20 protein-coding genes are annotated in these 23,237 nt (G+C 66.7%); 10 read left to right on the top strand and 10 right to left on the bottom strand.

Annotated features, from left to right (window positions below):
• The first annotated feature begins 11 nt into the window (after nt 1–11).
• Both ACTXPP_RS08865 and ACTXPP_RS08860 read left to right on the top strand, forming a co-directional pair.
• A complete protein-coding gene (locus ACTXPP_RS08865) occupies nt 12–1,487 on the top strand; it encodes a glyceraldehyde-3-phosphate dehydrogenase (RefSeq protein WP_443341826.1) in 1,476 nt (491 codons plus the stop codon).
• An 80-nt stretch (nt 1,488–1,567) separates the two neighbouring features.
• Entirely contained in the window at nt 1,568–2,188 is a 621-nt protein-coding gene (locus ACTXPP_RS08860) for a hypothetical protein (protein WP_301496658.1), read from the top strand.
• 28 nt (nt 2,189–2,216) lie between these two features.
• Here ACTXPP_RS08860 and ACTXPP_RS08855 read toward each other — a convergent pair whose 3' ends face one another.
• A complete protein-coding gene (locus tag ACTXPP_RS08855) occupies nt 2,217–2,987 on the bottom strand; it encodes a hypothetical protein (RefSeq protein WP_443341848.1) in 771 nt (256 codons plus the stop codon).
• Between the two features lie 258 nt (nt 2,988–3,245).
• Between ACTXPP_RS08855 and ACTXPP_RS08850 the strand changes: the two genes are divergently transcribed.
• The gene (locus ACTXPP_RS08850) at nt 3,246–6,974 is read left to right on the top strand and encodes a multifunctional oxoglutarate decarboxylase/oxoglutarate dehydrogenase thiamine pyrophosphate-binding subunit/dihydrolipoyllysine-residue succinyltransferase subunit (RefSeq protein WP_301520600.1); all 3,729 of its coding nucleotides are present in this window, start codon (nt 3,246–3,248) and stop codon (nt 6,972–6,974) included.
• A gap of 199 nt (nt 6,975–7,173) precedes the next feature.
• Here ACTXPP_RS08850 and ACTXPP_RS08845 read toward each other — a convergent pair whose 3' ends face one another.
• Nucleotides 7,174–7,800 (bottom strand): hypothetical protein, encoded by a 627-nt coding sequence (locus ACTXPP_RS08845; RefSeq protein WP_301496380.1) that lies wholly within the window; start codon nt 7,798–7,800, stop codon nt 7,174–7,176.
• 86 nt (nt 7,801–7,886) lie between these two features.
• Entirely contained in the window at nt 7,887–8,081 is a 195-nt protein-coding gene (locus ACTXPP_RS08840) for a hypothetical protein (RefSeq protein WP_301496378.1), read from the bottom strand.
• Between the two features lie 72 nt (nt 8,082–8,153).
• Here ACTXPP_RS08840 and ACTXPP_RS08835 point away from each other — a divergent pair, with 72 nt between their 5' ends.
• The 4 genes from ACTXPP_RS08835 (at nt 8,154) to ACTXPP_RS08820 (ending at nt 12,363) form a co-directional block, all read left to right on the top strand.
• Nucleotides 8,154–9,209, top strand: coding sequence for a magnesium and cobalt transport protein CorA (locus ACTXPP_RS08835; RefSeq protein WP_301496376.1), 1,056 nt, complete (start codon nt 8,154–8,156; stop codon nt 9,207–9,209).
• 93 nt (nt 9,210–9,302) lie between these two features.
• The gene (locus ACTXPP_RS08830; protein ID WP_301496374.1) at nt 9,303–10,646 is read left to right on the top strand and encodes a magnesium transporter MgtE N-terminal domain-containing protein; all 1,344 of its coding nucleotides are present in this window, start codon (nt 9,303–9,305) and stop codon (nt 10,644–10,646) included.
• An 8-nt stretch (nt 10,647–10,654) separates the two neighbouring features.
• On the top strand, nt 10,655–11,188 hold the full coding sequence (locus ACTXPP_RS08825; RefSeq protein WP_301496373.1) for a DUF1003 domain-containing protein: 534 nt from the start codon (nt 10,655–10,657) through the stop codon (nt 11,186–11,188).
• Nucleotides 11,189–11,223: 35 nt separating this feature from the next.
• Nucleotides 11,224–12,363, top strand: coding sequence for an Mrp/NBP35 family ATP-binding protein (locus tag ACTXPP_RS08820; protein WP_301496371.1), 1,140 nt, complete (start codon nt 11,224–11,226; stop codon nt 12,361–12,363).
• Between the two features lie 20 nt (nt 12,364–12,383).
• Here the strand turns inward: ACTXPP_RS08820 and tatB are convergent, their stop codons facing one another.
• The 3 genes from tatB to sigE form a co-directional block, all read right to left on the bottom strand.
• Nucleotides 12,384–12,998, bottom strand: a complete 615-nt coding sequence (gene tatB / locus ACTXPP_RS08815) for a Sec-independent protein translocase protein TatB (protein ID WP_367618712.1) — start codon at nt 12,996–12,998, stop codon at nt 12,384–12,386.
• Nucleotides 12,999–13,044: 46 nt separating this feature from the next.
• Nucleotides 13,045–13,491, bottom strand: a complete 447-nt coding sequence (locus tag ACTXPP_RS08810; protein ID WP_301496369.1) for an anti-sigma factor — start codon at nt 13,489–13,491, stop codon at nt 13,045–13,047.
• 81 nt (nt 13,492–13,572) lie between these two features.
• A complete protein-coding gene (gene sigE, locus ACTXPP_RS08805) occupies nt 13,573–14,184 on the bottom strand; it encodes an RNA polymerase sigma factor SigE (protein WP_443341822.1) in 612 nt (203 codons plus the stop codon).
• 262 nt (nt 14,185–14,446) lie between these two features.
• On the opposite strand from sigE, the gene ACTXPP_RS08800 reads away from it, so the two are divergent.
• Complete coding sequence (locus ACTXPP_RS08800) at nt 14,447–15,115, top strand: O-methyltransferase (protein ID WP_301496366.1); 669 nt, start codon at nt 14,447–14,449, stop codon at nt 15,113–15,115.
• A 50-nt stretch (nt 15,116–15,165) separates the two neighbouring features.
• A complete protein-coding gene (locus ACTXPP_RS08795) occupies nt 15,166–16,704 on the top strand; it encodes a glycoside hydrolase family 32 protein (protein WP_443341820.1) in 1,539 nt (512 codons plus the stop codon).
• 473 nt (nt 16,705–17,177) lie between these two features.
• Here the strand turns inward: ACTXPP_RS08795 and ACTXPP_RS08790 are convergent, their stop codons facing one another.
• The 4 genes from ACTXPP_RS08790 to dapE form a co-directional block, all read right to left on the bottom strand.
• Nucleotides 17,178–18,059, bottom strand: a complete 882-nt coding sequence (locus ACTXPP_RS08790) for a methyltransferase domain-containing protein (protein WP_301496362.1) — start codon at nt 18,057–18,059, stop codon at nt 17,178–17,180.
• Nucleotides 18,060–18,130: 71 nt separating this feature from the next.
• Complete coding sequence (locus ACTXPP_RS08785) at nt 18,131–19,612, bottom strand: aminopeptidase (RefSeq protein ID WP_443341818.1); 1,482 nt, start codon at nt 19,610–19,612, stop codon at nt 18,131–18,133.
• Nucleotides 19,613–19,640: 28 nt separating this feature from the next.
• The gene (locus ACTXPP_RS08780) at nt 19,641–20,492 is read right to left on the bottom strand and encodes an LOG family protein (protein ID WP_489926552.1); all 852 of its coding nucleotides are present in this window, start codon (nt 20,490–20,492) and stop codon (nt 19,641–19,643) included.
• Entirely contained in the window at nt 20,489–21,658 is a 1,170-nt protein-coding gene (gene dapE, locus ACTXPP_RS08775; RefSeq protein ID WP_301520305.1) for a succinyl-diaminopimelate desuccinylase, read from the bottom strand. The genes ACTXPP_RS08780 and dapE overlap by 4 nt, the downstream gene beginning before the upstream one ends.
• Before the next feature lie 184 nt (nt 21,659–21,842).
• On the opposite strand from dapE, the gene ACTXPP_RS08770 reads away from it, so the two are divergent.
• Nucleotides 21,843–23,237, top strand: coding sequence for an amino acid permease (locus tag ACTXPP_RS08770; protein ID WP_367618713.1), 1,395 nt, complete (start codon nt 21,843–21,845; stop codon nt 23,235–23,237).

The raw sequence follows: 23,237 nt of genomic DNA, 5'->3' as shown, positions 1-23,237 counted from the left end.
AGCCCATCCACATGACTACTCAGGCCCCCGACAACCAGGACGACTGGAACTCGCGCATCCTGCTCGCCCAGCAGATTCTTCCGCTGATCTCCCGGCTGCACCGGGAGCACAATGTGGTGACCTCCGTCTTCGGCCGGCTGCTGATCAACGTCACCGACATCGACATCATCAAATCTCACCGCTACGCCCGTCTGGTCACCGACCGGGAGCTACCTCTGGACTCCACCCTGCCGATCCTGCAGGAACTGGTGGACATGAACCTGGGCACCGCCTCGATCGACCTCGGACGTCTGGCCACCGGCTTCGACAACGAGAAGGAGCAGGACGCCTCGCTCGACCTGCGCGCTTACCTGGAGCGTGAGCTCGCCGAGGTGACCGGCACCCGCACCGACAAGCCGTCCACCGATGTCGTCCTCTACGGTTTCGGACGCATCGGCCGTCTGCTGGCCCGCATCCTCGTCGCCCGCGAGGCTGCGTTCGGCGGCTCCCGGCTGCGCGCCATCGTGGTCCGCAAGAACGGCGAGGAGGACCTGGAGAAGCGCGCCAGCCTGCTGCGCCGCGACTCCGTACACGGTGCCTTCGACGGCACGATCACCGTCGACCACGAGCAGAACATCATCTGGGCCAACGGCACCCCGATCCAGGTCATCTACTCCAGTGATCCCTCGACCGTGGACTACAGCTCCTACGGCATCTCCGACGCCGTGCTGGTCGACAACACCGGACGCTGGCGCGACCGCGAGGGCCTGTCCAAGCACCTCGCCAACGACGGCATCGCCAAGGTCCTGCTGACCGCCCCGGGCAAGGGCGACGTCCGCAACATCGTCTACGGCATCAACCACGAGGACATCACCGAGGACGATTCCGACCGGGTGCTGTCGGCCGCGTCCTGCACCACCAATGCAATCACCCCGGTGCTCAAGGTCATCAACGACCGCTTCGGCATCGTCCACGGTCACGTTGAGACGGTGCACTCGTTCACCAACGACCAGAACCTCATCGACAACTTCCACAAGGGACCGCGTCGTGGTCGTGCTGCCGGCCTGAACATGGTGCTCACCGAGACCGGTGCAGCCAAGGCCGTGGCCAAGGCCCTGCCGGAGCTCGGCGGAAAGCTCACCGGTAACGCCATCCGCGTCCCCACCCCGGACGTCTCGATGGCGGTGCTGAACCTGTCACTGGACACCGAGACCGACCGCGAGGAGGTCAACAACTTCCTGCACCGCGTCGCCCTGCACTCCGACCTTCGCCAGCAGATCGACTACATCAAGTCCCCGGAGATCGTCTCGACCGACTTCGTGGGCTCGACCCACGCCGGCATCGTCGATGGCCTGGCCACCATCGCCGAGGGCAAGAACCTGGTGCTCTACGTCTGGTACGACAACGAGTACGGCTACTCCAACCAGGTCATCCGTATCGTCGAGGAGATCTCGGGCGCCCGTCCGCGTGTCTTCCCGAAACGTATCGCCCCGACTGAACTGGCTTAACCACCTCTGTATCGAACGGGCGTTCGAACGATCGCCTGTTCGATATTTCGGTGTCCGGCACGGCCGATACGGTTCTCGACATGTCGAATACCACACCACGGCCCTCTGCCCCTGACTCACCTGTCCGTCACCCGCTGAGCCTGCTGAAACCACCGGCCTCGATCCGGCGCACTGCCGAGCGGTGTGCCGGCCTCCTCCGGCACCCTCGTGCCCGGATCCGGGTCACTCCTGGCTGGCAGGCCCCGTCCACCACCGTCGTCCTGCCTGCTGGCACCGCGACGGTGTTCGTGTCCCGCCACCGGGTCTCCCCCGCCATGTGGCGCGCACTGACGAAAGTGGGTGTCAGCACGGCAGCCCCCACCGCCCCACTGCACCTTGTCACTCTCAGCGCAGTCACCGAGACCGACCATCTCCACGGCACACTGCGCGACATGACGGTGAGCGTGCACTCCCTGTTCCGCCAGATCCTCGCTCCGCGCCCGGATCCCACCAACTCCCGCGGACCCGACACCGACGCCGACCGCTCCCGCCCCGGCGGGACGGAGTGGGTCGGATCAGAGTCCTGCGGCAGGCTTCACGCCGACGGGCAGTCCCTGGAATGGACCTGGCATGCACTGCTCACCGCAGAGCAGCTCGAGCGGCGCCCCTCCCCCGGTGCCGCAGGCCCGGGCACCGGTGGCAGCAATGGGGTCGCCGCCTGAGGCGGACGGTCTCAGCCAACGGGGACCGTCACCTGACGATCCCTTCGTCAACCTCGTCATCGCCTTCGTCATCCTCGTCATCCCAGAGCTGCTCCAGCGGAACCAGCAGATCCTCCCACGAATCCGCCTGCTCCTGTGCGACGGCGAGGACGTCGAAGAGCTGGTCAAAGTCGGTGAATTCACCCAGCTCGAGAATCTCCTCGGCCTGTTCGGCGACGTCGCTGACCATGCCCTGGAACAAGGCCTGACGCTCAAGCTCCGAGAGCTCGTCCCCGGCCGCGCCCTCGTCCCACACCTCCGAGATGACCTGGTCCATCAGATCATCGAGGCCTTCGCCGAGGGTGATGAACCGCACCTTCGCGGAAGGCACGGTCGCCTCCCCGTTGAAGGAGACGACGAGTTCGGAGCTCTCGCCGATCTCGGCGGAGACCAGCAGTGCGTCATCCGGGTCCTGGATGAACTCGAGGTCCTCGATCCGCGGATCCGTCCCCTCCACCAGATCACGGATCACGCCCACGACCTGGTCGGTGGCCACGTGACGGGCCACCGTAGCCACCGCGTCCTCCACCGAGAAGACCACCCCGACCAGTGCGGCCTCGAACTCCTCGTCGTCCTCGGCCACGTCAGCCATGGCGAGGAAGACATTGGCCGCCGTCAGCGCGGTACCGGCCACACCATCGAGCTCAACGAACTGGATCTCCAGATCGGTGGACACCGGGACGAACAACGTCCCGTCATTCACCCTCGATTCGATCCCCTCGGTGTCCAACGATTCAGCGATGTCCTCATAGAAGCCCATGACGGGCACCTCCTCGACGGTTGTCCTCCGACGCTGTGTGCGCCGCAACGCCACCATGCTAGCCGCACGGCGCAACGTGCCGGTAGGCAGTGATCACACACCCGGTCCGCGTGAGATCCTCGGCACACAAACTACACCTGAAAACATACGCTCATCTGCCGTTATGGTACCCTCCCCCGGCTCATCGCATCGTCACGACATTGTAGTAGTGTGGTTAACCGAGATTGACCACATCACGAAATGAGGCGAGGACCTGCTGTGAACAGCACCAATTTCGGCCAAAACGAATGGCTGGTCGACCAGATGTACCAGCAGTTCAAGAAAGACCCGCAGTCCGTTGACCAGGAATGGCGGGAGCTTTTCAGCACGCGGCCGGACCAGGCTGACCAGCCGGGGACTGCCGATGCATCGGCGAACGGGACGACACCGGGGGAGACCACAACCCCCACCACGACGGAGTCCCCGTCGTCAGCAGCGCCTGCGGCAGCCGCCACCCCGGCACCCTCCGCACCGCGCAAGGCACCGAAGCCGGTTCAGCCCGCGACCCCGGCACGGTCGGTGAACCCGATCCCCGAGCGCGTCGCACCGCCGGCACCCGCCGCTCCGGTCGATGCCCCGGAGGCTGGCGAGAAGCAGCTGAAGGGAGCCCAGAAGTCCATCGCCAAGAACATGGACATCTCGCTGGAGATCCCCACCGCCACCACGGTGCGCGACATGCCGGCGAAGCTCATGTTCGAGAACCGCGCCATGGTCAATGAGCACCTGGTCTCCCGCGGTAAGGGCAAGATCAGCTTCACCCACATCATCGGCTGGGCCATGGTCAAGGCCGTCCAGGCCCACCCGTCGATGAACAACAGCTACAAGGTCGTCGACGGCAAGCCCGTCATGGTGACCCCGGAGCACATCAACCTGGGTCTGGCCATCGACATGGTCAGCAAGAACGGAGCGCGCAACCTCGTCGTCGCCGCCATCCGTGCCTGCGAGGCCCTGACCTTCGACGGCTTCGTCGAGGCCTACGAGGACATCGTCCGCCGTGCCCGCAACGGCAAGCTGACCATGGACGACTTCTCCGGAGTCACCATCCAGCTGACCAACCCCGGCGGCATCGGCACCCGCCACTCGGTGCCCCGCCTCACCCGCGGCCAGGGCACCATCGTGGGTGTCGGTGCCATGGACTACCCGGCCGAGTTCGCCGGTGCGTCCGAGGACCGTCTCGCCGAGATGGGTGTCGGCAAGCTTGTCACCATGACCTCCACCTACGACCACCGCATCATCCAAGGTGCGGAGTCCGGTGAGTTCCTGCGCGACATCAGCCGCCTGTTGATCAACGACGACTTCTGGGACGACCTCTTCGACGCCATGTCGGTGCCCTACGCACCGGTGCGCTGGAGCCAGGACCTGCCCAACATCGGTGTCGACAAGTCGACCCGCGTGATGCAGCTGATCGAGGCCTACCGCGCCCGCGGTCACCTCATCGCCGACATCGACCCGCTGCAGTGGACCCAGCCGGGTCTGCCGATCCCGGACCACTCCGACCTGGACATCGAGACCCACGGTCTCACCCTGTGGGACTACGACCGCAGTTTCAACGTCGGTGGCTTCGCCGGTCGGGAGAAGATGACCCTGCGCGAGGTGCTCGCCACCCTGCGCAAGGCCTACACCCTCAAGGTCGGCTCCGAGTACACCCACATTCTCGACCGCGACGAGCGCAACTGGCTCGAGCAGCAGATCGAGGGTGGCCAGCCGACACTGTCGAACCCCGAGCAGAAGTACCTGCTGCAGACCCTCAACGCCGCTGAGGCCTTCGAGAACTTCCTGCAGACCAAGTACATCGGCCAGAAGCGCTTCTCCCTGGAGGGTGCCGAGGCACTGATCCCGCTGCTGGACGCCGCCGTCGACACCGCCGCCGAGCAGGGCCTCGAAGAGGTCGTCATCGGTATGCCGCACCGTGGCCGACTCAACGTCCTGGCCAACATCGTCGGCAAGCCCTACGCCAAGGTCTTCACCGAGTTCGAGGGCAACATCGAGCCCACCGTCGCCGGTGGTTCCGGTGACGTGAAGTACCACCTGGGCCAGTCCGGCCAGTACACCCAGATGTTCGGTGACAACGACATCGACATCCACCTGACCGCGAACCCCTCACACCTCGAGGCCGTCAACCCGGTGATGGAGGGCCTGTCCCGGGCCCACCAGGACCTCTCCCCCAACGCCGACGAGAACCCGATCATGCCGATCCTGATGCACGGTGACGCGGCCTTCATCGGCCTCGGCATCGTCCAGGAGACGATCAACCTGGGCAAGCTGAAGGGCTACACCGTCGGCGGTACCGTCCACGTCGTGGTCAACAACCAGATCGGCTTCACCACCACCCCTGACGCCGGCCGTTCGACCCACTACGTCACCGACCTGGCCAAGGGCTTCGACGCCCCGATCTTCCACGTCAACGGTGACAACCCCGAGGCCGTGGTCTGGGTCGCCCGCCTGGCCGTGGAATACCGCCGCCGCTTCGACAAGGACGTCTTCATCGACCTGGTCTGCTACCGCCGTCGCGGCCACAACGAGTCCGACGACCCGTCGATGACCCAGCCGCGGATGTACGACCTCATCGAGGACCGTCCGACCGTGCGTGAGCTCTACCACGACACCCTGGTCGGCCGTGGTGAGCTGACCGCCGAGGACGCCAAGCGTGCCGCCGACGACTTCCACGACCAGATGGAGACCGTCTTCAACCAGGTGCGCGAGGCGGAGAAGGGCAGCGCCGCCGCCGAACAGACCGGCATCACAGGTTCGCAGTCGCTGACCCGCGGCCTCGACACCTCGGTGTCCCGCGAAGTCATCGCCGAGGTCGGTGATGCCTTCGCCAACGTGCCGGAGGGCTTCACTGTCCACCAGCGGGTCAAGCCGGTGGTCAAGCGGCGCCACGAGATGTCCCGCAACGGTGGCATCGACTGGGCATTCGGTGAGCTGCTGGCCTTCGCCACCCTCGCCGAGGACGGTCGCCGGGTGCGCCTGGCCGGTGAGGACTCGCTGCGAGGAACCTTCACCCAGCGCCACGCGGTGCTGTTCGACTCGGAGACCGCCGAGCCCTACAGCCCGCTGGAAAAGCTGGCAGGTGACTTCGGCAACGGTGGCACCTTCGAGGCCTACAACTCCCCGCTGACCGAGTTCGCCGGGATGGGCTTCGAGTACGGCTACTCCGTCGGCAACCTCGACGCCGTCGTCGCCTGGGAAGCCCAGTTCGGTGACTTCGCCAACGGCGCCCAGACCATCATCGACCAGTACCTGGTCTCCGGCGAGGCCAAGTGGGGTCAGCTGTCCAGCCTGATCCTGCTGCTGCCCCACGGCTACGAGGGCCAGGGCCCGGACCACTCCAGCGCGCGTATCGAGCGCTTCCTGCAGATGGCCGCCGAGGGCTCGATGACGGTCGCCCAGCCGACCACCCCGGCGAACCACTTCCACCTGCTACGTCGCCACGCCATGGGCACCATGCGTCGCCCGCTGATCGTGTTCACCCCGAAGTCGATGCTGCGCAACAAGGCTGCGACCTCCTCCATCGAGGACTTCACCGAGACCACCAGCTTCACCTCCGTGCTGGACGACCCGCGTCTGGTGGACAACGGCGACAAGCAGGACAACATCACCAAGGTGCTGTTGTGCTCCGGTAAGATCTACTACGACCTGGAGAAGAAGCGTGCCGATGAGGGCCATGACGATGTCGCCATCGTCCGCGTCGAGATGCTGCACCCGCTGCCGCACAACCGGATCAAGGACGTCATCGACCGCTACCCGAACGCGGAGTTCCGCTGGGTGCAGGACGAGCCGGCCAACCAGGGTCCGTGGCAGTTCGTGGCGCTGACCCTCATGGAGCGCCTGCCGGACTTCACGATGACGCGCGTCTCCCGTCGTGCCCAGTCCTCCACTGCCACCGGCCTGGCCAAGGTCCACAAGCTGGAGCAGCAGGCCCTGCTGGACGAGGCCTTCGCCTAGGAGGTCCCGCCCTCCGGGTCCTGTGCCCCGCCCATCGGGTTCCCACGCCCCGCCCCTCCCGGGCGGGGCGTTCGGCGTTTCGGAGGCGCGCCGGCGTTCCGTGGAGCTCTATGGCGTTCCGGTAACCGGTGAACAACCACTCTCGATCGAGAGTGGTTGTTTGGGTCGAGGCATCCTGCCCGGGAAGACGTGTCCGGGATCAATCGTCCTCGATGGCTACCTCGGCGCTGGTGACGCCACCGGCGACATTGTTCAACGCCTTTCGGTCCGGTCGGTCCAGCTCACCCTTACGGTATACCGCCACGATGTTCTGCGGCAGGGAGTCATCGGCACAGCCCACCGCCTCCCCCGGGTCGCTGGCCTGCAGCTCGGTGGGCAGCGCCGAGAACATCGTCGTATGAGCGATGTCCCGCCACTGGGCGGCGTCCACGGGCTCGCCTCCCCCGGCCTCCTCCGCCTGCGCCTCGGTGTACAGCTCCCGCAGCTCCCGGCCCTTCACGGGGTCCAACTCATCCAGCAGTTCGCCGACGCACCCCAACACCACCGTCAGGTCCCCAGCCAGAAGGCGCGGCACACGGTCACCTTGTTCGACCTCGCTGACCTCGACCTCGCGTCCCACTGCGGCGAACTCGCTGGTGTAGTTCTCCACCAGCTGCTGCTGGACGGGATCGTCCGTGACCCCCAACTCCAGAGTTCGTTCCTCCGCAGCCTTCAACGCCGGAGCCGCGACCCGGGTGGACTCACTGGAGGTGCAGCCGGCGACCCCCATTGCCAGCCCGGCACAGAGCACACCGGTCACCACACGGGTACGAGGGTTTCGCCGCATCGTCCTGCCTACCATCCTGTTCATTCTGTCCGGACTGTTCATTCTGTTCGACCTGAAGGCTCTGATCGTCGACCACACGGCGTCGATCACCACCATGCCACCACAAACACCACGACCAGGGCGACCCAGGGCACGATCGCCCAGCCCCGCGCCCGGTCACTGAGCAGGGCCGCAGCCGTGGCCACGACGCCGCCGACGGCATGCGGAATCCACAAACCACTGCCCAGCAGCGCGAGAATCACCGCCATCCCGCACAAACCACCGGCGATCATCCGTGACATCGGACCCTCCACTTCATCTCTCGCATCCGTCCCAGAATAGCCCCGAAGCCATTGTCTGATTAACTTTTGTTCATGAGCACCTCGAGCACCCACCTACCCGGCGACGGAGACGCCACCGACATCGCCATTGACTGCACCGTCTTCACCCGCTCCGGTGACGGCACCGTCTCCTCCCAGGAGATCACCCCGTCAGACACCGACGAGTTGGGACGCATGTACCGCGGGCTGTCGTCTGACCAGTTCTGCTGGATCAGTCTGCCCGCGCCGCCTGTCTCGCTGATGCGCGGCCTGGCCGATGTCTTCGGCATCCACGAACTGATCGTGGAGGACGCCGTCATCGGGGAGCAACGCCCCAAGGTGGAGCACTACGACGATCAACTACTGCTGGTGGCCAGGACACTGGAGCAGCCCGACAACACGCAGGAGACAGGCTCCGGCCCCAGGATGCAGACCGGTGAGGTCCTGGTCGTCGTCGGCGACAGCTTCGTCCTGTCGATCGACCACCGACCCACCGCGCTCAGCCCGGATCCCACCCCAGACCGCACCGCGCGGGTGGAGTCCGTCCTGCGTCGGTCCTTCGGCCCGCATGCGGTACTCTTCGCCGTCACCGATGCCGTCGTGGACCACTACACCTCGATCACCGACGCCCTCGAGGAAGAGATCAACGAACTGGAGGACGCCGTGTTCTCCCGCTCAGGTGACTTCTCCATCGAGGACGTCTACCTGCAGATGCGGGAAGTCCTGACCATCCGGCACACGCTGGACCCGCTGACCACGGTCCTGACGACGCTGTCCAGCCACGACGCCCAGCACCTGGCCTACATACGGGACGTACTGGACCACCAGATCCAGGCATCCGGACGCATCGACTCCTATGCCCAGCGGCTCTCCACCCTGATCGACGCCGCCAGTGCCCGAATCTCGATGCAGCAGAACACCGACATGCGCAAAATCTCGGCCTGGGCCGGTGTGATCGCGGTCCCGACCCTGTTCACCGGCTTCTACGGGATGAACTTCGTCCACATGCCGGAACTGGCCACGTCATGGGGCTACCCGGCGGCGATCGCGGCCATCCTGGCCTCCGCCATCGCTCTGGTGGTCATCTTCCGTCGCAACAACTGGTTGTGACCACTCCGGAACGAACCCGGGACCATCCCGGGAGAACTCCGGGAACACCTCTGGAAATGTCGTGAGCGGGGACAACCGGTACTCTTCAGTCTCATGGCAAGCTCATGGACGACGACACGCGTATACGCCGGACGACTGGCCGGCATGCTGCTGCTCGGCACCGACGGTGAGTCACTCGGCCGGATCCGTGACGTGGTCCTGACCATCCGTCCCTCCCGGGCGCAGGTCCTCGGTCTGGTGGCTGAGGTCGCCGGCAAACGTCGGATCTTCCTCCCGATCGGCCGGGTCGCCTCGATCGACCCGAAGGAGGTGACCCTGTCCACCAGTTCAGTGAACATGCGTCCCTTCCGCTCCCGCACCGGTGAGATCACCGTGATGGACGACCTGATCGGGGCGAAGGTGCACACCGACGACCCCTCCTTCGAGCACCTCTCCGGCCGGGCGGTGGAGATCGCCGACGTGGAACTGGAACGCACCCGGACCCGGGAGTGGGACGTCGCGCGGGTGGCCGTGGTCACCCGCTCCCGACTGGGACGCCGCAGCGTCCCGGCGATCGTGCCACTCAGCCACGTCCACGGCCTCTCCGCCTCCGGTGCCGGTCCCCGCGACGTCGACGCCGAGCTCATCGCCGAGTTCAAGTCCATGCGCAATGCGGACGTCGCCCAGTCCCTTCGCGGACTCTCCGACGATCGCCGGGTCCGGGTCGCCTCCGAGCTCGACGACGACCGCCTGGCCGACGTCCTCGCCGAACTACCGGACGATGAGCAGACCCACATCCTGGAGGCGCTGAACATCGAACGTGCCGCGACGGTGCTCGAGGAGATGGACCCCGACGACGCCGCCGATCTGCTCGGTGAACTCCCCGACGACAAAGCGGACGTCCTGCTGGAACTCATGGACCCCGAGGAGTCCGAGCCGGTGCGCCGCCTGATGAGTTTCTCCCCCGACACCGTCGGTGCGCTGATGACTTCCGAACCGCTGATCCTGCCGCCGCAGGCGACGGTCGCCGAGGCCCTGGCGCATGCACGCAACCCCGAGGTACCGATGTCGTTGAGTTCGCTGATCTTCGTGGTGCGTCCTCCCCAGGCCACCCCCACCGGACACTACCTCGGCTGCGTTCACCTGCAGAAACTGCTGCGCGAACCACCGTCGTCGTTGATCGGCGGCATCCTCGACCTGGACCTGCCCGCCCTGCATCCGGAGGACAGTGAGGAGACGGCGGCCCGTTACTTCGCCACCTACAACCTCGTGGCCGCCCCGGTCCTCGACGAGAACCACCACCTACTCGGTGCCGTCGGTGTCGACGACCTCCTCGACCACCTTTTGCCGGAGAACTGGCGCGATGACGGGTGGCGGTCCGAACGTGACACCGCCGACGCGACAGACCCTGCAGAATCCCCTGCAACAGCCCCTGCAACACTGACTGTGACCGACTGAGGAGAGCTATGCCGGACAACTTCAACCGCACCGACCTCGACACCCCGGTCGTCGTCCCCCGGCGCAAGGTGTTCTCGTACAACGACGACGCGGTCGGCCAGGGTGCGGAACGCGTCGCACGTTTCCTGGGCACCGGCCAGTACCTGATGTGGCAGACCGTCATCGTGATCGTGTGGATCTGTCTCAACATCGGCGGACTCTGGTGGAACTGGGACCCCTACCCCTTCATCCTCCTCAACCTGGCCTTCTCCACCCAGGCCGCCTACGCCGCCCCGCTGATCCTGCTGGCACAGAACCGACAGGACGACCGCGACCGCGTCTCGCTGAACGAGGACCGGCAACGTGCGGCCCAGACCAAGGCGGACACCGAGTTCCTGGCCCGCGAACTCGCCGGAGTACGCATCGCGGTGGGCGAGACCGTCACCCGGGACTACCTGCGGCGGGAACTCGACGACCTCAATGACGTGCTGCGCCGGATCGAGGACAAGTTGGAGGACCAGGCAGCCGACGACGAGCCAGACCGGGCCGCACACACCGATTGACCCGTACGCTGCGTACCAGCGTACTATCGGAGCCGATGTCTACTGTTCCCACTGTTACCGAAGACGCGGTCCGCGAGGCTCTGTCCACCGTCGAGGACCCGGAGCTCAACAAGCCGATCACCGAACTGGGCATGGTCAAGTCGATCGCGATCGACGGTGCCGATGTCGCCGTCGAGATCTACCTCACGATCGCCGCCTGCCCGATGAAGTCCACCCTGACCTCCAGCACCAGGGAAGCCACCGAAGGTGTCGAGGGAGTCGAACGGGTCACCGTCACCACCGACGTGATGAGCGATGAGCAGCGTCGTGAGCTACGTATGTCACTGCGCGGCGGCAAGGCCGAACCGGTGGTCCCCTTCGCCCAGCCGGAGTCCACCACCCGTGTCTACGCCGTAGCGTCCGGTAAGGGCGGTGTCGGCAAGTCCTCGGTGACGGTCAACCTGGCGACTGCCCTGGCCGCTCGTGGACTCAACGTCGGTGTGGTCGACGCCGACATCTACGGCCACTCCGTGCCGCACATGATGGGTTCGGACCGCCGCCCGCACCAGGTCGACGACATGATCATGCCGCCGCAGGCGCACGGGGTGAAGATGATCTCCATCGGCCATTTTCTCGACGGCAATGCGCCGGTGGTGTGGCGTGGCCCGATGCTGCACCGTGCGATCCAGCAGTTCCTCGCCGACGTGTTCTGGGGGGACCTCGACGTGCTGCTGCTGGACCTCCCGCCCGGTACCGGTGACGTCGCCATCTCGGTGGCCCAGCTGGTCCCCAACGCTGAGCTGCTCATCGTGACCACCCCACAGGCCGCGGCCGCGGAGGTTGCCGAGCGCGCCGGCAGCATCTCTCAGCAGACCCGTCAGCGGATCGGCGGGGTCATCGAGAACATGAGCTGGATGGACATGCCGGACGGTACCCGTATGGAGATCTTCGGCTCCGGTGGCGGTCAGGTGGTGGCCGACCGGTTGACCGAGATCACCGGTGGCGATGTGCCGCTGATGGGGCAGATCCCGCTGGACCCGAATCTGCGTATCGGGGGCGACCTCGGCAACCCGATCGCCATCTCGGAGCCGGACTCCCCGGCGGGCGAGGCACTCGGCAGCATCGCCGATTCGCTGGTCACCCGTCGACAGTCCCTGGCCGGCCGTTCGCTGAACCTGGGCGTGACGTCGAACTAGGACGTCCTCCCGGAAGGGAGTTACATCGCGTCGTCCAGCCCGTCGGCGTTGCTCCAGTCACGTGAGACGCCGGCCTCGTCCTGCTGGGGGACCTCCACGCGGCGCTCCGGTATTGCAGGGTCGTCGGGGACCTCGCCGGGCGTTGGCGCGGACACGGCTGCGGCACCGGTGTCACTGGCGGGCTCAGTGGCGGACGCTGTCGGACGCTCGGTCGGCAGTTCGGTGGGCTGGTTGTTCTTCGCCTGCTCCCGGTCCGCTTCTTCCTGGGCACGCAGTGCCCGGCCCGGGTGACGGACGGCCTCAGCGGTGCCCTTCGCCGCGTTCGTGACCTCACGCGCGGACGTCTCCAGGTCGGTGAGCATGCTGTCGTCGTCGTCCAGCAGGGTCTTGGTGATGAAGCCCCTCGCCCCCATCCGTCGCACGCTGTTGAGCTGCTCCAGCGGTTTACGGAACTCCTCGAAGTCCTCCCCGAAGTCCTCGTCGAACTCCTTACGGGCGTTCGCCACCGTCCGGCGGGCAGCCAGCAGGAGAGCCTTGACGTCGTTGATCATCCGTGGCAGGCGTTCCGGTCCGACGACGACGATACCGACGACAAGGATGATGAGAACCTCAAACCATCCGATGTTCGAGAACACCGTGTATCTGCCTTCCGGTCGACTGACTGCGCTGACGAATCAGATCCTACCGCCCTCGGCGATACCCCCGCGAGTTGGGCTGTGCGGCCCCTCCCCTGCGTTGTACCCGACGCATGGCGGCAGCCATGCGACCGGAGAAGGTGTCCGGGCGCCGACAGCCGTCCGGACCGACCTCGTCGGAGACGTTGCCGTCCCCGGAACCTGCTGTGGCGTCAACGCCGGCGGATTGTTCTGACTCATCGCAGACCACCGGGATCTGCGTCAGTCGGTCCAACAGGGTGCCGGAGATGTGTACCCCGTCCAGCGGGTCACTGCCACGCAACCGGTCGGCGGCCTGTCGCTGGGCCCGGACTTCATTCCGACACTCCTGGCAGTGCACCAGGTGGACCTTGGCCCGTTGCTCCGCGCCCCGGCTCAGCTCACCGTCCACCAGGGCGGCAACGACCTCGGGAGTGAGGTGGCCGACGGCGGAGAATGCCCCTGTGTCGGTCATGGTCGCCACTCTCCTCTTCGTCGTTAACGGACGGTCAGCTCCATCCCGACGGCCCGTTGCGCCCACCACTCTAGCGATCTTCTAGCCCCGCGGTACGTAGCTCAGCTCCCCGGTGGAACGCTCCAGGCTCTGTCGCAGCTGGGTCCGGGCCCGGTGGATACGCGAACGTACGGTACCCATCTTCAGGCCGAGGGTGTCGGCGATCTCCTCGTAGGTCATGTCGAGGCCGTCACAGAGCACCACCGCCACGCGGAACTCCGGCGACAGGTCGTCGAGCGCACGCTGCAGCGCCGGGTCCAGGTTGTTCATCTCGAAGGCGTGCTCGGGACCGGACCGCGTCCCCTCCACGCGGTCGTAATTCTCCGGCAGTGCCTCCATGCGGATCGTCGCCCGGTGACGCACCATGTCGAGGAAGAGGTTGGTGGTGATGCGGTGCAGCCAGCCCGAGAACGTGCCCGGCCGGTACGTCTTCAGCGAGCGAAAGGCCCGCATGAAGGTGTCCTGGGTGAGGTCCTCGGCATCCTGCGGGTCACCGCTGAGCCGGTAGGCCAGTCGGTAGACACCGTCGGCGTGCTCGGCGACGAGTTCCGCCCACGTGGGCATGTCGCCTTCGCCACGGTCGAAGGCGGCAGTGGCGCTGTCGTCCTGGATCAAGGTCTGGGAGGACGATGTGGCGGGGTTCATGGTCTCCATCCTGATGCACGGACATTGTCATCTCGTACTCGATGACTGGACGTTCACTGTGAGTCCACCCCGGGTGAGATGAGCCGGACTCCTGACTAACGTTCTCAGTCAAATCTATCCTGCCCACAGGGCCGCTGTCCAGCCGCTCCCGGCGCCACGTGAACGCCACTTCAATCCCATCAGTCACTGCATTCACACATTGGCCGTCGCCGCTCCGACTCGCCGGAAAAGGTACCGCCACCGGCACAGAACTGACCTAAAGTGAGCACTCGTGAACGCACTTCCCAGCTCCGCCTCAGACGCCGTCCGTGACTACGTCAACGACACTGCCGTGGCCGACGACCACCTGGTCGCCGCACGCGACGCGGCCGCCGAGTACGGACTGACGACGCCCGACGCGATGACCGGCGAGTTCCTGACGTTCCTCGCCGCCCGTGCCGGATCCGCCCCGCCGACCGCCGTGGTCATGTCCCCGGCCTACGGTGTCATCGGCCTGCACCTGTTCGCCGGCTTCGGCGCCGTGGGCGGGCACGTCACCTGCATCGACCCGGAGGCCCAGCACCAGACCCTGGCACGTCACACTTTCGCCGGTGCCGGGGTACGCACCAATGCCTACCGCTTCCTGCCGTCCGCACCGCTCGACGGGGTCACCCGACTGGCCTCCGACGCCTACGACCTCATCATCTCCGAGTCAGAGGTCGAGCATCTCTCCGCCACCGTCGATGCTGCCCTGCCGGCGCTACGGCCCGGTGGGGTCCTGGTCCTGCTGGACTCCCTGCTGGACGGCACCCTGGGCGACCCCGAACACACCGACCGACAGGTCCGGGCCGCACGGGAGGCCGATCACCACCTGGCCGAGATCGCGACCACCGGCGCTGTCACCGTCGCCAGGCTTCCCCTGGGTGCTGGATCGACGATCGTCACCAAAAGCGGACAGTAGCCCCGAACCCTGCGGGGACCTCCCTTCGCCAACGACTTTTGGTATACAGGATGGGCGTGAATCGCAAACGACCTGAACTGCACGTCACCGCCGAGGTGGGTGTCCTCGAAGCCCCCGCCGGAGCCCTCGCGATGGGCGACGTCCTCCACGTCTTCCACCAGTTCCGTCCGCACGCCGACGCCGGCGCCCGGTGGGCCCACCAGGTGGCCTCCGGCCTGCCCTACGGATGGGATGTCTGCGACGATGTCCTGGCACCCACCGGCGACGAACTCGACTGTCTGGCGGGCTCCTCGGTGCCGGTGGACGACACCGTCGAACTGTTCTTCGTCACCACCACCACTGACAGCCAGGATCCCGCCGGCCAGCGTTCCAACACCGTCCCCCACGGTCATCGCGGCGAACGTACCTTCACGGTGCAGCGCGCCCGGATCAACGACCTCGGGGCGACCACCGACGAGATCACCGACGACCCCACGGTGGTCTCCCCACTCGTCGAACGCCTCGGCCCCATCGACGTCGATGACTCCGCCTTCCCGGTCCCCGACCTGGTCACCCCCTCGGTGATCCCGCATGGCTCCGGCTGGCTGATGCTCGCCCTGTCGCTGACCGATGACCGGGCCGCCGACATCGTGGTGCTGACCTCCGCGGACCGGCAACACTGGACGGTGCAGGGGCCGCTCACCTTCAGCGGCACCCCGGAAGGCATCACCCCGGAATCGCGGCCGTACGCCCCGCGGATCGCGGTGATGACCGACCGCGACTCCGGAGAGCGTCGGGACGTCCTGTTCATCACCCACCCGAGCACCGCGGAGGCCCCCGACGATTCCGGGCAGATCCCGGAAACCACCGGCTATCTGGTGGGCAACCTTGACGGCACCACCTTCCACGCCACCACCGGGTTCACCGTGCTGGACCACGGGCACGACTTCACCCGCCCCCGCCTCGTCCACGGTGAACGACCGGTGATCGCCGGCCTCGTCGGGTCCGTCCCCACAAGTACCGATGTCGCTTCCGGACATGACACCTGGGCCAACTGCCTGTCGATCCCCCGGTTCCTCACCCTGCGCGGCGGGCATCTCTACCAGGACGTCGTCGGCCTGCCCACCGCAGTACGCTCCTACACCGACCAGGCGGCGGTGTTCACCGCACAACTGACCGTGGACGGTGACCGGGAGGACGATTCCGTCACCGTAGACGTCGTCGACGACTCCGGGCAAAGCCTCGTCACGGTCACTCACTGTGGCGACCACGTTGCCGTGGACCGACAGGGCGATGTGCGTCGCGCCCCACTGGCCGACGGCGACAGCGACACCTTGACGATCTTCATCGACGGACCGGTGTGCGAGGTCTTCGCCGACGGTGGGTTGGTGTCCCTGACCACCGCACTGACGAACACCGGGCTGGTGGACCAGTTCGCCGTGACCCCCCGCGGCGGGGCCGGTGTCATCTCCACCCTCGAATCCCTCGGCCGGTCACTGCAGCGTCGACTCGCCCACCTCCACGACCCCGAGGAGCAGGAACGACTGATCCGCGAGGCAGCCCTGGCCGACCGGGATCTCACCGCCGGCATCGACCCGTCGATCGACTGAGAGAACCCGACTGTCCCGGTTATCCCGGCTAGCCGTACTTCCCGGGGAGGGGTCTAAACCTTGCCCCATAGTGAGCTGGCATTGTAAACGGTCAACTGGTCAGTCCAAACGGCCGGAAACGACCAGGAATCCGGCCATCTACACTAGCCAGTTGACCATCTACAATGCCACTGCCGTCGGTGTGCCGCTGACGATGCGACTTTTCTCTGCTGCGACCACATGCCACTGTCGTTGACAGGGCCACTTTCCAGGAAGCCCGGTTGCGCAGCCGAACCGACACAGAGGGGTGGGGATGAGCGGTGCCTACACAGAAGGGTGGAGCAGGAACAGAGGGGCACAGCAAAGGGCCCCTTTCCCGATCGCAGGAGGTGGGCCCGTCGGTGCGCTGCAGCTGAGCGCTGCGCTGAGGCCACGCGAGCAGAGCGAGTGCGCGCGAACTGCAGGAAGTACGCGAGACTGGTTAGCGCAGCCAGCTACCCCAGCTGGGGATCCCGCTTGAGGCGGGTGACCGATGCCCGGGCGGTGACCATCATCGTCTCCGGCAGATCAGCGATCCGCTCAGCCAGCACCTTCGGATGAATGTGCCGCGCCGAGGGACTCATCCCGATCTGGGCCGCGATGGACGCCTGGTCGAGTTCCATGCTGAACTCCACGGTCTCCGGCTCCCCCACCGGGACCAGGTGACCGGAGGCCTGGGCGATCATCCGGTCGACCTTGCCCTCCTCGACATCAATGATGCCCAGCGGCTCCCGCAGCTCAGCCAGGTGGCCGGAATCAGCCGTCAGCACCACGACCTGTCCCTCAGGGGCCAGGACGCGGGCGAACTCGGCGGCGTTACGCGGTGCGAAGATCACGGTCACCGCATTCACCGAACCATCACACAACGGCAGCCTCGACCAGGCGTCCGCCACCACGGCACCGACCCGCGGGTGGCAGTGCGCCAGCCGCTTCGCCGCGGGCACGGACACGTCGATGCCCACACCGCGGGCCCCGTCGATCGAATCGAGGGTGTGAGCCAGGTAGTACCCGGTTCCGGCGCCGACCTCCAGGATCGACGGCGGGACGTCATCGGGCACCCCGGCATCGTCCAGGGCCCGGGTGACGTTGTCGGTGACTGCCTCGACGAAGCGGGCGAAATGTCCGCCCGACAGGAAGGTCTCACGGGCCTGGATCATCTCCGCATCGTCGCCGGAGTACCGCAGCCCCGCCCCGCCTGCCAGGGTCACGTACCCCTGCCGGGCAACGTCGTAGCTGTGCCCGGACTCGGACACCAGGGTGCGCCAGGAGTCGTCCCCCTGGCGCAGCGCGGTGCCGTCAACCGGGTCGGCGAGCAGGTCAATGACGTCTGAGAGCACGAGTGCTGGTCTCCCCTCGAGAGATCGCTGGTGATGGCGCAACGGAATCACACGGAGCACGCGGGGCGCTCCTACTTCCTGAACCACTCTACAAGAGTCCGCGCCGCGAAACCGGTGCTCCCCCGGTCGATGTCACCGGACACCGATTCGGAGCGAACCGGCCCAGTGATGTCCAGGACCGTGCAGGGAACCTGCCCGGCGAACCGGCGCAGGAACATCGCGGCCATCACCGCATCCGGACCGTCGGCGCGCACGGTCACATCGCTGACTTTCCCGGTCACCGACGACTCCAGCCAGGACGGGGTCGGCATCGGCCACCACCGTTCCCCGACCCGGGCGCCACGGAAGGTCACCCGCTTCACGGCCTGCTCCGAACCGAACACGGCACCGGTACGCTCCCCCAGCGCCGACTTCGACGCCGCCGACACCGGCGCCACCACCACGACCCGGCGCGGCTGGTACCGCTTGACCCCGTAGGCCACTACATCGGCCAGGGCCAACCGCCTGGCCACTTGGGCCTGTTGCTGCGGGGTCGCGGCGTACGGTACCTGGGTGGTCAGGCCGTTGACATGCTCCACCAGGCTGTACCCGGACCCACCAGGATCCACGGCACTGGCGACGACCTGGACCCCGCTTGTGGTACTGCGCCTGTAGACCGGGATGATCCCGACCACCTTGCGCGGTCCCTTGAGGTCGGCGAGGGCCCGGACGGCCGCGGCCACCTCCGCGCCACCGACGAGGAGCACGTCCGGCTGATCGTCGGTGAGATCACCTTCGGCCGCCGCAGGGTCCCAGAACAACTCCACCAGACCCGGCGTCCCGTCGACATCAGGATCACCGGCGGCACCACCGACACCACCCGTGGCGGTGGACAGCAGCCCACCGAAGCCCTTGCGCTCCAGCCAGGCGACACCGTGGGTCTTCACCCGGGTCCCCGGGATCTCGGCCAGCAGAGACTTCATCTGGCGACGCCACCAACGCAGGGGGGCCCCGTTGCCCGGCAACCCGGTGATGTCACGGGCCAGGGCCGTCGCGCCGCCCTGGACACACCCTTTGTCCACGTTGTCGGTGGCACGTCGGACGACATGAGGGTCCAGTCCGTCCAGGTTGAGGTGTACCTGCCGCACCTCGGCGGGGGCGTCCTTCCGGCGCACGGCGATGCGGCGGCTCCCCAGCATCAGTCCCTGGGCGAGGTTGCGCAGGTTCATGGTCGTGGTGGACCCCGGCAGGGAGATCTGGACGGTGTGTCGCTTCGCACGCACCGGATGACCGGCCACCAGTGCCCCGAGTCGACGCATCAGCACCGCCCCCGCGGCCCGCCACCCGTCGTCGCCGAGCCGGGGCTCATCGGACAGCTCGGCCAGGTCAGTCAGCGCCACCGGCTGCGCCGGGACAGCCACCTCCCAGACCCCGTCGTCGGCGAGGACGGCGCGCACACCGGTTTCCGGGATCTCACCGACGACCACCCGGCAGTCGATGACGTCGCCACCGTCCACCGGGTCGCCGACGGTGACGTCCGGGACGTGCCGGGGCAGACTCGGGGTCTTCTTCACGCTGCTTTCCTCCTGATCAGGTTCTGAACTATTCGGGGGTTCCGTTGTGTCCGTTCTCCAGCCAGTCACTGTGCCCCTCAAGATCGCGGAGTTCCTTGAGCAGACCCTGACGGCGACGTTCCAGTTCCTCGACACGACCGCGGTGTACCTCAACGATATGTGCCACGGCCTCCTCCGGGGAGTCAGTCAGCAAGAAAAGATCCGGGTCGGACTCGCCGATCATCCCCTCCTCGACGAGTCGGCCGCGGACCCACTGCACCAACCCGCCCCAGAAATCACAGCCGAGCAGGACGATCGGGAACCGTCGCACCTTCCCGGTCTGCACCATGACCAGCGCTTCGAAAAGCTCGTCGAGGGTGCCGTAGCCGCCCGGCAGGCACACGAATGCCTGGGCGTACTTCAGGAACATGGTCTTGCGCACGAAGAAGTACCGGAAGTTGAGTCCGAGGGTGACCCAGTCATTGAGCCCCTGCTCCATCGGCAGTTCGATGCCCAGCCCGACGGACACACCGCCAGCCTCCGCACTTCCCCGGTTGGGGGCCTCCATCAACCCCGGACCGCCCCCGGTGATCACCGCATAGCCTGCCTCGTGCAGACGACGGCCGAGCTCCACACCCATCTCGTAGTAGGGGTGCTCCACCTTGACCCGCGCGGAGCCCCAGACGGTGACCGCCTTGGGGATCTCCGCCAGCGTCCCGAATCCCTCGACGAACTCGGACTGGATCCGCATGACCCGCCACGGGTCGGAGTGCTTCCAGTCGGTGGAGGGCTGCTCGTCGAGCAGTCGCTGGTCGGTGGTGGACCGGATGCGGGCGCCGGGCAGGTCGCCACGCCGGAGCACCGGGCCGGTGTAACTGAAGGAACGGTCGATGTAGCTCACTCGGGGGCTCCTGTCGGGGTGGTGAGGTAGCTGATCAGCTGGGCGGAGACGGTCTCGATCATCTCCACCGGGCAGTTCTCCTGCGGGGTGTGGCACAGCCCGGGGTCACCGGGGCCGAAATTCACCGCGGGCACGCCGAGAGAGGAGAACCGGGCGACGTCGGTCCATCCGTACTTGGCGCGGACGTTGCCGCCGGTGGCGGTCACCAGTGTGGCGGCGGCCACCTGGTGCAGGCCCGGTAGCGCGCCCGGTGCGATGTCGTCGATCTCCAGGCTGAAGCCCTCGGCCGGTTCGTCCGGCGTTCCCACGCCGAGCACCTGCCAGGTGTGCGCCAGTGCCTCGTCCTCGCTGCGGTCCGGGGCGAAGCGGAAGTTGACGAACATCCAGGCCTCGTCGGGCAGGGTGTTGGTCGCCACCCCGGATTCCAGGTGGACCACGTTGAGCCCCTCGCGGTAGACGCAGTCGTCGATATCGACCTGCCTCGGCTGGTACTCGGCGATCCGTGAGATCACCGGACCGAGTTTGTGGGCGGCATTGTCCCCCAGCCAGGCCCGGGCGGAGTGCGCGCGGGTGCCGTGGGCGGTGACCCGCACCCGCAACGTGCCCTGGCAGCCGGCCTCGATCATGGCCCCGGAGGGTTCACCGAGCAGCGCGATGTCACCGGCGAGCCATTCCGGGTGGGCCTCGGCGACGTGGAGCAGCCCGTTAAACCGGGAGGCGACCTCCTCACCCTCGTACAGGATCAGGGTGAGGTCGTGGACGAGCTCCTCAGCGGTGGCCAGGGTGGCGAAGGCGTGGAGGTACACCGCGTCCCCGGACTTCATGTCCACGGTGCCGAGCCCGTGGAGACAGTCGTTGCCGTCTGCGTCCGGCCCCTTGAACGAGGGGAGGTTGTCGGCCGGGGGGACGGTATCGATGTGACCGGCCAACACGACCCGGCTGGGAAGGTTCCGGTTCGTCCGGGCGACCAGGGTGTTACCGAGTCGGTCGACGGTCATGCCGACACTCCCGCCGACCTCGGCGGCAAGTCTGGTCAGCGCTGTTTCCAGGGCATCGGCCAGGGCCTGTTCCTGGTGGGACTGGCTGGGGACGTCCACCAGCTGGCGGGTGAGCTCGACGGGGGAGGCCGTCAGGTCAATGTTCGGGGGTGTCGTGGCGGTAGTCATCGTGGTTAACACTCTAATGGCCGATCGCTGGCGCCGCCCGGCAGGTGTGGGACAATTACTGTCCATGAGCACTGAACACGCAGAGGGCACCGGGGCCACCGGGGCGGCCGACACATCGGCCGCACCCCAGGCCGAGGTCGGCAACCGCAAACTGGGTCACGGACTGCAGGTCCGTCACCTGACCATGATGGGACTGGGGTCGGCCGTCGGCGCCGGACTGTTCCTGGGCACCGGCGTGGGCATCAACGCCGCGGGGCCGGCGGTGCTGCTGTCCTACATCGTCGCCGGTGTCATCGTGGTCTTCGTGATGCGCATGCTCGGTGAGCTCGCCGCTGCCCGTCCGGCCTCCGGTACCTTCGCCACCTACGCCCGGATGGCGTTCGGTCCGTGGGCCGGGTTCTCCCTGGGCTGGCTGTACTGGTTCATGCTGATCATGGTGATGGGCACCGAGATCACCGGTGCCGGGGCCATCATGGGCAACTGGTTCGGTGTCGAGGGCTGGATCCCCGGGCTGATCTGCGTGGTTCTGTTCACCGTGGTCAACCTGTCCGCGGTGCGCGGCTTCGGTGAGTTCGAGTACTGGTTCTCGTTCATCAAGGTCGCGGTCATCGTCTTCTTCCTGGCCATCGGTGTGCTGCTGGTCTTCGGCCTGCTCCCCGGGCATGAGCCGGTCGGCGTGGACAACTTCACCCCCTTCGCCCCCAACGGCATCTCCGGCATCGCCGCCGGTCTGCTGGCCGTGGCCTTCGCCTTCGGCGGCATCGAGATCGTCACCATCGCCGCCGCTGAGTCGGAGAAGCCCGCCCAGGCGATCACCGCCGCGGTGCGTGCGGTCGTCTGGCGCATCATGGTCTTCTACCTCGGTTCTGTCCTGGTCATCTGCGCCCTGCTGAACTACACCACCCTCGACGACGCCGACGTCGCCGCGGACTCCCCGTTCACCCGGGTGCTGGCCATGGCAGACATCCCCGGGGTGGTCGGTTTCATGGAGGCGATCATCGTGCTGGCCCTGCTCTCGGCGTTCAACGCCCAGATCTACGCCACATCGCGCCTGATGTTCTCCTTCTCCCACCAGGGCAACGCCCCGAAGCTGTTCCGCAAGGTCTCCTCCCAGCGGGTGCCGCTGCCGGCGGTCATCTGCTCGCTGATCTTCGCCTTCATCTCCGTGGGCCTGCAGCTGTGGGGACCGGACAACCTGATCAACCTGCTGTTCAACGCCGTCGGTGGTTGCCTGCTGGTGATCTGGCTCGGCATCGTCGCCAGCGAACTGAAGCTGCGCCGCGAACTCGAGGCCGAGGGGTCGCTGTCGGTGAAGATGTGGGCGTGGCCCACGCTGCCGATCATCACGATCATCGCCTTGGTCGGCCTGACCGTCCTGATGCTCTTCGACGACGTCGCCCGCGACCAGGTCGTCACCGTCACCATCGCCTTCGCCCTGTTGAGTCTGCTGGGCTGGTACGTGGGACGTCGTAACGTCGCCCGCGGTGTCATCAACCCCGACGGCACTGTCATCACCGACGGCACAGCCGGCACAGCCGGCACCACGTCTATTGACACAGACCGTCTGGCTGACCGGTAG

The organism is Candidatus Corynebacterium faecigallinarum (assembly GCF_052264515.1).
Lineage (GTDB): Bacteria > Actinomycetota > Actinomycetes > Mycobacteriales > Mycobacteriaceae > Corynebacterium > Corynebacterium faecigallinarum.
This window is presented reverse-complemented; position numbering and strand designations above follow the sequence as displayed.

What these genes read in the sequence shown, in the direction of transcription:
- ACTXPP_RS08865 (WP_443341826.1), top strand. Translation starts at nt 12, where the DNA reads ATGACTACTCAGGCCCCCGACAACCAGGACGACTGGAACTCGCGCATC.
- ACTXPP_RS08860 (WP_301496658.1), top strand. Translation starts at nt 1,568, where the DNA reads ATGTCGAATACCACACCACGGCCCTCTGCCCCTGACTCACCTGTCCGT.
- ACTXPP_RS08855 (WP_443341848.1), bottom strand. Translation starts at nt 2,987, where the DNA reads ATGGGCTTCTATGAGGACATCGCTGAATCGTTGGACACCGAGGGGATC.
- ACTXPP_RS08845 (WP_301496380.1), bottom strand. Translation starts at nt 7,800, where the DNA reads ATGCGGCGAAACCCTCGTACCCGTGTGGTGACCGGTGTGCTCTGTGCC.
- ACTXPP_RS08840 (WP_301496378.1), bottom strand. Translation starts at nt 8,081, where the DNA reads ATGTCACGGATGATCGCCGGTGGTTTGTGCGGGATGGCGGTGATTCTC.
- ACTXPP_RS08835 (WP_301496376.1), top strand. Translation starts at nt 8,154, where the DNA reads ATGAGCACCTCGAGCACCCACCTACCCGGCGACGGAGACGCCACCGAC.
- ACTXPP_RS08830 (WP_301496374.1), top strand. Translation starts at nt 9,303, where the DNA reads ATGGCAAGCTCATGGACGACGACACGCGTATACGCCGGACGACTGGCC.
- ACTXPP_RS08825 (WP_301496373.1), top strand. Translation starts at nt 10,655, where the DNA reads ATGCCGGACAACTTCAACCGCACCGACCTCGACACCCCGGTCGTCGTC.
- ACTXPP_RS08820 (WP_301496371.1), top strand. Translation starts at nt 11,224, where the DNA reads ATGTCTACTGTTCCCACTGTTACCGAAGACGCGGTCCGCGAGGCTCTG.
- ACTXPP_RS08810 (WP_301496369.1), bottom strand. Translation starts at nt 13,491, where the DNA reads ATGACCGACACAGGGGCATTCTCCGCCGTCGGCCACCTCACTCCCGAG.
- sigE (WP_443341822.1), bottom strand. Translation starts at nt 14,184, where the DNA reads ATGGAGACCATGAACCCCGCCACATCGTCCTCCCAGACCTTGATCCAG.
- ACTXPP_RS08795 (WP_443341820.1), top strand. Translation starts at nt 15,166, where the DNA reads ATGGGCGTGAATCGCAAACGACCTGAACTGCACGTCACCGCCGAGGTG.
- dapE (WP_301520305.1), bottom strand. Translation starts at nt 21,658, where the DNA reads ATGACTACCGCCACGACACCCCCGAACATTGACCTGACGGCCTCCCCC.
- ACTXPP_RS08770 (WP_367618713.1), top strand. Translation starts at nt 21,843, where the DNA reads ATGATGGGACTGGGGTCGGCCGTCGGCGCCGGACTGTTCCTGGGCACC.